This window comes from Micromonospora sp. MH33, from assembly GCF_003013775.1.
GTDB lineage: Bacteria > Actinomycetota > Actinomycetes > Mycobacteriales > Micromonosporaceae > Micromonospora > Micromonospora fulviviridis.
Genome location: NZ_MUYZ01000255.1, coordinates 1 through 10126, shown reverse-complemented (window position 1 = coordinate 10126; position 10126 = coordinate 1). Strand labels below are relative to the sequence as shown.

Below are 10126 nucleotides of genomic sequence, written 5' to 3'. Positions count from 1 at the left end.
GCGGGCGTAGATCGCGGCGACCACGGCCCGGATCAGGTCACTGTCGAAGGCCCGGCCGGCCGCCACCGCGTCCAGCCCGGCGAGCCCGGCGGCGACACCGCGCGGCGGGCGGCCCGGACCGGGCGAGGCGGCGGCGACGAGGACCCGGCCCGGCAGGTCGGTCAACAGGTCCCACTCCGCCGCGGAGTAGACGGCGGTGGTCAGCGGTGCGGCGCGGCGGCCGGCAGAGGGCGGCTCTCCGGCGACGGAGTGGCTCATGGGGACCTCCGGCGTCAGCATATGCCCCGGAACGGGAAAAGAGCCCCTTCCCCGCAGATCGGGCAAGGGGCCCTTCCGGGCGTACGTGCGGGGTCAGCGCGGCTCGGGGAAGCTGGGCCGCTCGGGGTCGACGCCCTCGGGCAGCGCGGCGGCCGCGTACTCCTTCTTGGGGACCATGACCTTGCGGCGGAACACGCAGACCAGCGTGCCGTCCTGGTTGTAGCCCCGGGTCTCCACCGCGACCACGCCGCGGTCCGGCTTCGAGGAGGACTCCCGCTTGTCGAGCACCGTGGTCTCGCCGTAGATGGTGTCGCCGTGGAAGGTCGGGGCGACGTGCCGCAGCGACTCGATCTCCAGGTTGGCGATCGCCTTGCCGCTGACGTCCGGCACCGACATGCCGAGCAGCAGCGAGTAGATGTAGTTGCCGACCACCACGTTGCGCTTGAACTGGCTCGCCGACTCGGCGTAGTGGGCGTCCATGTGCAGCGGGTGGTGGTTCATGGTGAGCAGGCAGAAGAGGTGGTCGTCGTACTCGGTGACCGTCTTGCCCGGCCAGTGCCGGTAGACCGCGCCGACCTCGAACTCCTCGTAGTAGCGGCCGAACTGCATCCTTGTCCCCTTCGACGGGCGGCGATGGAGTTCGGCACAGCATGCCTTACCGCTTGTTAAGGCGGTGGCCGGGGCGTTGCCGGTGCGGAAAAGTCACACCCGGACCGACCCGGGGGGAGACGCAATGAGCGGCGGGGCCCTCCCCGGCACCCGCCGCCCACGCTCTGATGCGACAGATTCTGCCGTACAGCGGTACTGTATCGACAGAGACGGGCGTCACATTTACCTTTTCGTAACATTACTGATAGTGACACGAGTTCACTCCACAAGCGATCTCCGCCTGCCAGATCGCCGCTTGTCAAGCGTCAAGTTACCGACTCGTAGCACATACGCAGCGTGATCTCCTTGGAAGCGCTCCCATCACGTCCCGTCACGCAAATGCGCCGTGCACTTGCGTTCCGCACGGGCGGGGAAACAGACTGCGTTCGATGCGCCGCAGCGTCACCGTCGTGCTGCGCAGCGTTTCGTCGCGCACGTCACGGGAATGCGGAGACATCCACCCTGGTTCCACCGGACGTAGGCAATCCGCGCTGATCGGAGAGTGCAATGGCAACGGTTGAGCTGACGACGGCCAACTTCGACGAGGTGACCGAACGCGACGGCATCGTCCTGCTCGACTTCTGGGCGGACTGGTGCGGCCCGTGCAAGCGCTTCGCCCCCGTCTACGAGCGCTCGTCCGACAAGCACCCGGACATCGTCTTCGGCAAGGTCGACACCGAGGCGCAGCAGGAGCTGGGCGCCAAGTTCAACATCAGCTCGATCCCGACGGTGATGGCGATCCGCGACGGCGTGATCGTCTACGCCCAGCCGGGCGCCCTGCCCGAGTCGGCGCTGGAGAACCTGATCGAGCAGGTCCAGCAGCTCGACATGGACGACGTCCGCAAGAAGCTGGCCGAGCACGGCCACAAGCACTGAGCCGACCGGCTCCGACGCACCGGCCGGGTCCCCACCACGGGGCCCGGCCGGTGCCGTCCGCGCCCCCTCGGGGCGGCCCGAAAAGAGCGACACGGGCAGCGAGGAATGGACGACGGACCGACGCCTTCCGGACGTGTTCATCCCGTAACGTCACCAGCCGATGGAGACCTTGACCACCCGCGGGCGTGCCGTCCGGCTGGGCGCCACGCTGCTCGGGCTGGCGCTGCTCCTGCTCGGCACCGTGCGCGGCACCGACGACGACTTCCCGTTCGGCCCGTTCCGGATGTACTCCACCTCCGACCCGCCGGACGCGCCCGCCCCCGACACCCGGGTCGAGGGCGTCGACCGGACCGGGGCGGTGGTGCCGCTCGGCCAGGACGCCACCGGCATCCGGCGCGCCGAAATCGAGGGCCAGCAGGACCGGTACGCCGCGGACCCGAGCCTGCTGCGCCAGGTCGCCGAGGCGTACGCCGAGCGCCACCCGGCGGCCCCCGGCCTGGTCGAGGTCCGCATCGTGGTCCGCTGGTACGACATCCAGGGCGGCCGCCCGACCGGCCGCTGGACCGATCGCACCGCCGTACGCTGGGAGACCGCCCCGTGACCGGCTGGCTGACCGAGGCGGTCCCGCGCGGCCGGGTGGCCGCCTTCCGCACCCTGGTCTACCTCTTCGTCGCCGCCGACCTGGTGGTCTTCACGCCCTGGGTCCGCACCCGGGTCGACGTGCCCGGCGACCTCTACCAGCCGCTGCTGATCGGCCGGTTGCTCCCGCTGCCCACCCCCACCCCGGCCGTGGTCGGCGTGATCTTCTGGGTGCTGCTGGCGGTCTCCCTGCTCGCCACCACCGGCCGGGCGCCCCGGCTGCTCGGCTGGACGGTCTTCGCCCTCTATTTCGAGTGGATGATCGTCGCGATGAGCTACGGCAAGGTCGACCACGACCGGTTCGGGCTGCTCGTCGCGCTGGCCGTGCTGCCCACCGCCGGACGGGCCCGGCACGGCGACCCGACCCGGACCGAGGCGGGCGGCTGGGCGTTGCGGGTCACCCAGATCGCGGTGATCTGCACCTACTTCCTCGCCGCCTGGGCCAAGTTCCGCTTCGGCGGCCTGGACTGGGCCACCGGCTCCGTCCTGGCCCGGGCGATCATCCGGCGCGGCACCGACCTGGCCGACGTCATCGCCCAGGTGCCGCACCTGCTGATCGTCGCCCAGTTCGGCATCCTGGCCTTCGAGCTGCTCAGCCCGCTGGTGTTCTTCCTGCCCGAGCGGTGGCGGCTGGCCATGGTCGGCTTCTTCTACTCGTTCCACCTGGTGACCATCGCGACGATCACCATCTCGTTCGCGCCGCACCTGGTGGCGATGACCAGCTTCCTGCCCCTGGAGAAGGTCCGCCCGATCGCCCTGCTCCGCCGGCGCCGGTCACCGGCCCCCCTCGGCCAGCTCGGCGAGCATCCCCTCGCAGCTGCGGACGACGACCTGGGCGCCGCGTCGCTGGGCCAGCCGTAGCAGCGGATCCTCCGCGCGGTCCCGCCACCGCCACTGCGCCTCCGCGGCGACCTCCCAGAGCCGGTGCACCGTCGCGTCGTGCTCCACGCCGAGCCGGGCCGCCAGGCCGACCCCGTCGCCGCCGACCAGCCGTGCCGCCTCGGCCGCCAGCTCGGCGTCGAACCCCAGCCGGCTGGTCCGCAGGGCGGCGAGCAGGCGCAGCTCGCGGAACTCGTGCGCCCCGACGAGGATCTGCTCGACCCGGCCCAGCAGCTCGTCCGCTCCCCGGCCGGGCTCGGCCCGCAGCAGCGCCTCGACGGCCGCCAGCGCCGACCGGGCCTTGAGCGTGTCCCGCCGGTCGACGAGGAAACGGGCCATCGACTCGCGCAGCTCGGTCAGGCCGCTGCGCCGGATCAGCTCGGCGGAGAGCTTCGCCCGGCTGTCGCAGCCGGTGCGGACCAGCGTGGTCGCCAGCCGGATCCCGAACAGCCCGAGCCGGTCCAGCAGGCCGGCGCGCACCCCGGCGTCGAGCCGGACGGGCAGGTCGCCGCGGACGAAACGATCGGCCGAGAGCAGGTGCGCCTCCAGCTCCGGACGGGGCACCCGGGCCAGCGCGGCGAGCACGGCGTAGTCGGACTCGCTGAGGATTCGGCCGGCCAGGCCGAGCAGGCCACTGCACGGCACCACATGCACGCTGAGCTCGTTCACCCGGGGGTCCCGGTGCTGCCGCCGGGCGAGCCGGCGGGCGGTGAGCAGGCCGTCGATCCGACCACCGCCGGTCTCGTCGACCCGGGACAGCACCATGATCACGTGCACCGCGGCGGCCTGCCCGACCGCGCTCGCCCGGCTGGTTTCCAGCACCCGCAGGTCGCTGTCGCGGCCGTCGCGGGTCAGGTACAGCACCGCATCCGCGTCCCGCAGCACCCGCTCCATCACCGGCGCCCGGCCCTGCTCGTCGAGGCCGGTGGCCGGCGTGTCGATCAGCGTCACCTGGCGCAGCGTCCGGGTCGGCCACTGCACCACGATGTCCCGCAGCTCCCCCGCCCGCCAGCCGACGAGGTCCACCCGCATCCCGGTCGCCGACTTGGCGATCGCCAGCTCCTGCGGTGGTCGGCCGGTCGCGTACGCGGTGGCGCGCGGCTGCGGCCCGTCCTCGTACCAGGTGAAGACGGTGCTGCCGTCCACCCCGTCGACCGGCGCGACCTCCTCGCCCATGATCGCGTTCAGCAGGGTCGACTTGCCGGACCGCCACGGGCCGGCGATCGCGACGCGCAGCGGGTGCTCCAGCCGGGCCAGTTGGTGCCGCAGGTGGTCCGTCGCCCTCGGGTTGTCCCGGTAGTGCTGGAGCGCCTGGTGCAGCAGCCCCCACACCGCCTCGTCCAGCCGCAGCCCGACGGTCACGGCCGGGGTTCCAGCGGCGCCGGGGCGGGCCGGGCACCGGTCAGCTGCTGGGCCTGCTCGAAGAGCCCGGCGAGCCGGGTCATCTTCAGCCGGATCTCGCGCTGCCGCTGGTCCCGGACAGCCGCGTCGGTGTCGGCGGCCTGCTTGGCGTTGCGGAACGACCGGATGATGGCCTCCTGGAGCTCCTCGGTCAGCGCGGTGAAGTGGTCCCGCAGCATCCGCTGCACCTGCCGGACGGCGTCCCGACGGTCCTTGGTGACCCGGACGAAGAAGTCGTCGACGTGCCGCTGGATCGCCGTCTTGACCACCGCCTGGCGGCGGCGGAGCAGCTGCTTGCTCTCGTCGCGGATGCTCTTGCCGCCGAACAGCGCGCCGACCCCGACCGAGAGCGGATTGATCATGGGCATCCCGGCCAGCGTCGTCGCAAGCCCGACCATCAACAGGCCGCCGTACGAACCCCGCATGCCGCTGATCAGCTTCTGGCTGGTGGTGAACCGGTCGACGGTGGGCTGTTCGAGCTGCGGCAGGCCGGTGCCGAGGTCCGCCGGCGTCGTCATCGACCAGGGCGGCAACACGTCCCCGCCGTACCGGGCGAAGTGGTCGGCCACCCGGCGGGCGGCCCAGTCGCTGCGGCGGACCAGCCACTCGTGGTTGGACTCCGCCGCCTCCAGCAGGCTGCGCTCCAGCCACTCCTGGAAGATGTCCCAGCTGACCAGCGGGTCGGCGCTGTCGAACGCCTCGTCGACCTCGCGCAGGATCTGCCGGGTCCGGTCGCGCAGGTCGTACTCGATGTCGGAGAGCAGATCGGTCATCTCGTCGGCGAGCGTGTTCTGCCACCTCGTGGAGCAGCGTCGCAACTCGTCGACCTCGCGCTGCGCCGCGTGCAGCCGCGGGATCGGGCCGGACTGCTCCTCGACCTGCTGGCCCTCCAGCTCGGCGCGCAGCGGCGCGGCCAGCTGCTCCACCACTGTGCGGGCGATCACGCCGACCGCGGCCCGGGCCAGGCGGTCGGACTTGCCGGCGAGGTCCCGCTGCAACCGGGCGATCAGCACGGGAAAGCCGGACTCGGCGTTCAGCTCCCGGTCGTCGGCGACGGCCGCGCGCAGCCGCAGGGCCGCCGACACCGGGACGACCGGAGCCGGCACCCCGGCTTCGGCCAGGTGCTGCCGGTTGCGCTCGGCGACCGCCCGCCAGTCCGGTACGAGATCCGTCTTGGTCTGCACCAGCACCACGTTCGGGTGCGACCGTGCGATGTGCAGCAGCATGGTCAGCTCGCCGGCCGAGAGTTCCCGGGTGGAGTCGGAGACCAGCAGCACGAGGTCCGCCCACGCCGGCGCGGCGGCCGGACCGGCGGCGCTCAGGGCGGCCACCTCCTCGCTGCCCGGGGTGTCCACCAGCACCAGCCCGGAGCCGAGCAGCGCGCGCGGCAGTCCGATCTCGACGTACGCCGGGCCACCGCCGGGCCGTCGGCCGAACGTGCCGGCGACCCCCGCGGCGACCTGGTCCAGGGGCACCGGGGTCCGCTCGCCGGTCACCGGGAGCGCGGCACTCGCGGGCCGGCCCGGAGCGGGTGGCGGCGCCTGGACCACGGCGGCCGACGGGACCTCGGCGTGCTGCAGCACGGTCGGCAGCACGGTCGTGCGGCCGTCGCCGACCGGGCAGGCCGGCGCGTTGACGATGGCGTTGATCAGCTGACTCTTGCCCTGCTGCGACTCGCCGATGACCAGGACGCGCAGCCTGGGGTCCAGGAGTTGCACCCGCTTCTGCCGCACCGTCTGTAGCAGGTCGCCCCGCCCGTGTGCGCCGCACGTACGGGCGATCTCATCGAGCACATCCAGCCAGATCCCCGCGATCACGCACCAAGTGTGCGGATTTCGGCTCAATTATCAAGAGGGTCGCGAACAGAACAGGAGCGGGAGGCCGGATCGTGCCTCCCGCTCCTGACTGAACCCTCCGTCAGAGCAGCCCGCCCAGCAGGCCGCCGTCGGTCGAGCCGTGCACGTCACCGTGGACGCCGGCACCGTGCACCCCGGCGTCGCCGGTCACCCCGTCGGTGACCCCGCCGGTCAGGCCGCCGACCGTGCCCGTCACGCCACTGACCGTGCCGGTGACGCCGGCCAGCGTGCTGTCCACCTGGTGCGTCACACCGTCCACGGTGGCCGGCGCGTGCACCGGCGGCACCACACCGGAGCCGTCGCCCAGGCCGAACCCGCCCAGGGTCTGGTGGACGCCGAGCGAACCGACGACGCCGTCGACCTGGGCCTGCGTACCGGAGAGGACGCCCAGGTCGCCGCCGAGCACCCCACCGTCGTGGAGCAGGTCGACGCCGGCCGTGGTGCCGAGCGGGTCGCCGGCCGTCCCGGCGAGGTCCCCGACAACCGGGTCGGCCGCGTTGTCCACCGCGCCCACCACGTCCGCGTCGAGGGTGTTCGCCACGTCGTGCACCCCGGTCAGGTCGGTGCCGAGGCCGCCCGGCCCGATGCCCAGGCCGATGCCCGGGACCAGGGCCGCTCCGGCGTACAGGCCGGCCGGGTCCACCGCGATGGCGCCCAGCGCGCCGGCGGACATGTCCACACCGCTGTGGGAGCTGTTGACGCTGATCTGGTGCGGCACCGCCTGGAGCTGGCCGACCACGTCGGTGGCGTCGCTGGTCAGCGGATCCAGCCCGAGTTGCCCCGCCACCGGGGCCACCGGCGCGAGCCCCGCCGCGCCGGGGGCGTAGTCGACCACCAGCGGGACGACGTCCTGCACGTCGGCGGCGGTGACGTCGGTGAGCCCCGCGGCCTGCAGCGCACCCTCCGGGTCGAGGTCGAACGCCGACCGCGCGTCGGGGTCGGTGAGCAGGTTGAGCACGAAGTCGTGCAGGGTCTGGTGCGAATCCATGGGGACTTCTCCTCGAACGTAGCGTCAGCACCGTCGTGCCGCGACAGTGACGCTATGGCCGGGGGTCCGTGCTCGTCATCGGGGCGCGACCCGCAACCCGCCCCGGCCGATTAGGGTCATCGTCCCCTCGGGCGTTAGGGGGACAGGGGGAGCCGGGCCGGCCGGAGTTAGGGTACCGGGTCGGAGGCGATCTCTGGTACGAACGTAGGAGCCCACGGGGTTCGCCGGGGGTGGGTCGCCACGGTGCCGACACCGTCGCCAGGGCCACTCGCGGTGGAGGACAGAACGAATGCCCTACGTCCTGGGGTTGGACATCGGAAACACCGGCACGGCCGCCACCGTCGCGCGGCGGCGCGGCGACACCTGGGCCCGCCCCGAAGTGGTGCCGCTGGGCGGCAGGTCGGCCGTCGTACCGTCGGTGCTGCATTTGGCGCCGGACGGGTCACTCATGGTCGCTGAGCCGGCCACCGACGACCGCAGCCGCACCACCCGGGACTTCGTCCGCCGGGTCGGCGACGACGTGCCCCTTCTGCTCGGCGGCGAGCCCTGCCCGCCGGAGACGCTGGTCGCGGAACTGGCGGCGTGGGTGGTGCACCGGGTCTCCGCCCACGAGGGAGGATTGGCCGAGGCCGTCGTGCTCAGCCACCCCGCCGGGTGGGGCCCGCACCGGCGCGAACTGCTGCACCGGGCGCTGTGGGGCCTCGACCTGCGCAACGTCACGCTGCTCCCCCGTACGGTCACGGTGGCCGAGAGCCATGCGGCGCGCGGCTTCCCGGGCACCACGGCCGCGGTCTACGCCCTGGGCGGCAACACCTTCGAGGCGGCGCTGGTCCGTCGCAACGCGCGGGGCAGGTACGAGACGTTCGGCCTGCCGCAGTGCCTGGAGACGCTCGGCGGCACCGACTTCGACGAGGCGCTCGCCGAACACGTCCGGGCCGCACTCGGCCGTGAGTTCGCCGGTCCGGCCGGCGGGGAGGCGTACCCGACCCTGCGCGGGCTGCTGGCCGAGTGCGACCGGGTCAAGCGTGAGCTCACCGTCGGCACCGAGACCGACGTCATGCTGACCCTGCCGAGCGGGCCGGTCCGGGTGCCGGTGACCCGGGCGCAGTTCGAGGACATGATCCGGCCCGCGGTACGGGCCACCGTCGACCTGCTGGTGCAGACCGTGCACTCCGCCGGCCTGACGCCGGCGCAGATCGACGGCGTGCTCCTGGCCGGCGGCTCGGCACGGATCCCGCTGGTCACCGAAATGCTCGCCGCGGCCCTGCAGGTCCCGGTCGAGGTGGAGCCGGATCCCCAGCTGACCGCCGCCACCGGGGCGGCGCTGGCCGCCTGCCAGGTGGTGTCGCCGCGGCCCCGCCGCCCGGCGCCGGTCCCCGCCTCCGCGCCGGTCAGTGACGCCGGGCCGGGCCTTCCGGCCTGGCGGCACGCCGAACCCGGCCGGCCCGTCCACGGCGAGCCGCCGGCCCGACCCCCGGTCCGGATCACCCCGCTGAATCTGCCGAAGGCGTCCCGTCTGGCCCTGGCCCATGGCCGGGGCCGGGGCCGGGACCGCGAAGGATGACCGCCATGATCATGAGTGCCGCCACCGACGCCCGGCTCGTGCTGGGCACGGGACCGACCGCCCTGCTCGGGGTGGTCGCGGCGGACCCCGGACGTCCCCTCGCCGTCGGCGTGACGGGTCCCGGCGGCCACGGGAAGACCGCCCTGCTCAGGAGACTGGCGCGGGCCCACCGGGACGCGGGGAACACCGTGTCGGAAGGTCCGCCCAGCGCGTCCGACCCCGTCGATCCGGAGGCCGTACTGCTGGTCGACGACGCGCACCTGCTGGACGACGCGCGGCTCGAGACACTGCGCCGGCTGGTGGCCGGCCGCCGACACCGGCTACTGGTCGGTTACCGTCCGTGGCCCCGGCGGGCGGCACTGGCCGCGCTGGCCGACACGCTGAAACGGGACGGGCAACAGGTCGTGCTCAGCCCGTTCACCGCCGAGCAGACCCGCGACTACCTCGCCGGCGTCCCCGAGCTCGGGCCGGCCGGCGAGCTGGCCGCGTTCGTGCACGCGCAGACCGGCGGTGTCCCGCGGGACGTCGACCGGCTGGTCCGCGGCCTGCGCGGGCAGGACAGCCCGCCCGGTGTCCCGACCGAGCCGCCCCGGCCGGCCGTACTCCAGTTCGGGCCGGACCTGGAGGAGCTGCCGCCGGACGTCCGGCGGCTGCTGCTGGCCGTCGCCGCGGGCGTGCCGCTGCCGGTGGACCTGCTCGGCCCGCTGCTCGACCGGCAGCCGGAGGCGGTGGACGAACTGGTGGCGTACACCAGGGCGGCGGGTCTGCTCGGGGCCGACGGCCGGCTCGCGCCGATCGTGCGGCGGGCGGTCGTCGCGCTCAGCCCGGCCACCGAACGCACCGCGATCTGGCGCCGCCTCATCGAGGTGCAGCTCGGTCGCGGGGCAGCGGTGCTCCCGCTGGTCCGATCGCTGCGCGCGGCCGGCGCGCTGGACGACTCCCCGGCCGCGGCGCTGGCGGCCGCCGCCGAGGAGGCGCTCGGCACCGAGCCCGCGCTCTCGGTCGAGCTGTTCGCCG

8 protein-coding genes and 2 pseudogenes are annotated in these 10126 nt (G+C 73.6%); 5 read left to right on the top strand and 5 right to left on the bottom strand.

Annotated elements, in window-relative coordinates; genetic code table 11:
* Both B0E53_RS28020 and B0E53_RS28015 read right to left on the bottom strand, forming a co-directional pair.
* Positions 1–258, bottom strand: a pseudogene (locus B0E53_RS28020) (hypothetical protein); the annotation flags it as partial.
* A gap of 93 nt (positions 259–351) precedes the next feature.
* On the bottom strand, positions 352–867 hold the full coding sequence (locus B0E53_RS28015; RefSeq protein WP_091314480.1) for a MaoC family dehydratase: 516 nt from the start codon (positions 865–867) through the stop codon (positions 352–354).
* A 546-nt stretch (positions 868–1413) separates the two neighbouring features.
* Between B0E53_RS28015 and trxA the strand changes: the two genes are divergently transcribed.
* The 3 genes from trxA to B0E53_RS28000 all read left to right on the top strand — a co-directional run bounded on the left by trxA (position 1414) and on the right by B0E53_RS28000 (position 3282).
* A complete protein-coding gene (gene trxA, locus B0E53_RS28010; RefSeq protein WP_091314483.1) occupies positions 1414–1782 on the top strand; it encodes a thioredoxin in 369 nt (122 codons plus the stop codon).
* A gap of 160 nt (positions 1783–1942) precedes the next feature.
* Complete coding sequence (locus tag B0E53_RS28005) at positions 1943–2383, top strand: hypothetical protein (protein ID WP_107078762.1); 441 nt, start codon at positions 1943–1945, stop codon at positions 2381–2383.
* Positions 2380–3282, top strand: a complete 903-nt coding sequence (locus tag B0E53_RS28000) for an MFS transporter permease (protein ID WP_246835634.1) — start codon at positions 2380–2382, stop codon at positions 3280–3282. The genes B0E53_RS28005 and B0E53_RS28000 overlap by 4 nt, the downstream gene beginning before the upstream one ends.
* Here B0E53_RS28000 and B0E53_RS27995 read toward each other — a convergent pair.
* The 3 genes from B0E53_RS27995 to B0E53_RS27985 all read right to left on the bottom strand — a co-directional run bounded on the left by B0E53_RS27995 (position 3196) and on the right by B0E53_RS27985 (position 7545).
* Positions 3196–4662 carry a dynamin family protein gene (locus B0E53_RS27995; protein WP_210406240.1) on the bottom strand — a complete coding sequence of 489 codons (1467 nt, stop codon included), beginning with the start codon at positions 4660–4662 and terminating at the stop codon, positions 3196–3198. The two genes, B0E53_RS28000 and B0E53_RS27995, sit on opposite strands and share 87 nt — an antisense overlap.
* Entirely contained in the window at positions 4659–6518 is a 1860-nt protein-coding gene (locus B0E53_RS27990; RefSeq protein WP_246835633.1) for a dynamin family protein, read from the bottom strand. Before B0E53_RS27990 ends, B0E53_RS27995 begins: the two co-directional genes overlap by 4 nt.
* A 100-nt stretch (positions 6519–6618) precedes the next feature.
* Positions 6619–7545 carry an IniB N-terminal domain-containing protein gene (locus B0E53_RS27985; RefSeq protein ID WP_107078761.1) on the bottom strand — a complete coding sequence of 309 codons (927 nt, stop codon included), beginning with the start codon at positions 7543–7545 and terminating at the stop codon, positions 6619–6621.
* Between the two features lie 289 nt (positions 7546–7834).
* On the opposite strand from B0E53_RS27985, the gene B0E53_RS27980 reads away from it, so the two are divergent.
* Positions 7835–9109, top strand: a complete 1275-nt coding sequence (locus B0E53_RS27980) for an Hsp70 family protein (RefSeq protein ID WP_107078760.1) — start codon at positions 7835–7837, stop codon at positions 9107–9109.
* Positions 9110–9114: 5 nt separating this feature from the next.
* A pseudogene (locus tag B0E53_RS27975) lies at positions 9115–10126 on the top strand (hypothetical protein); the annotation flags it as partial.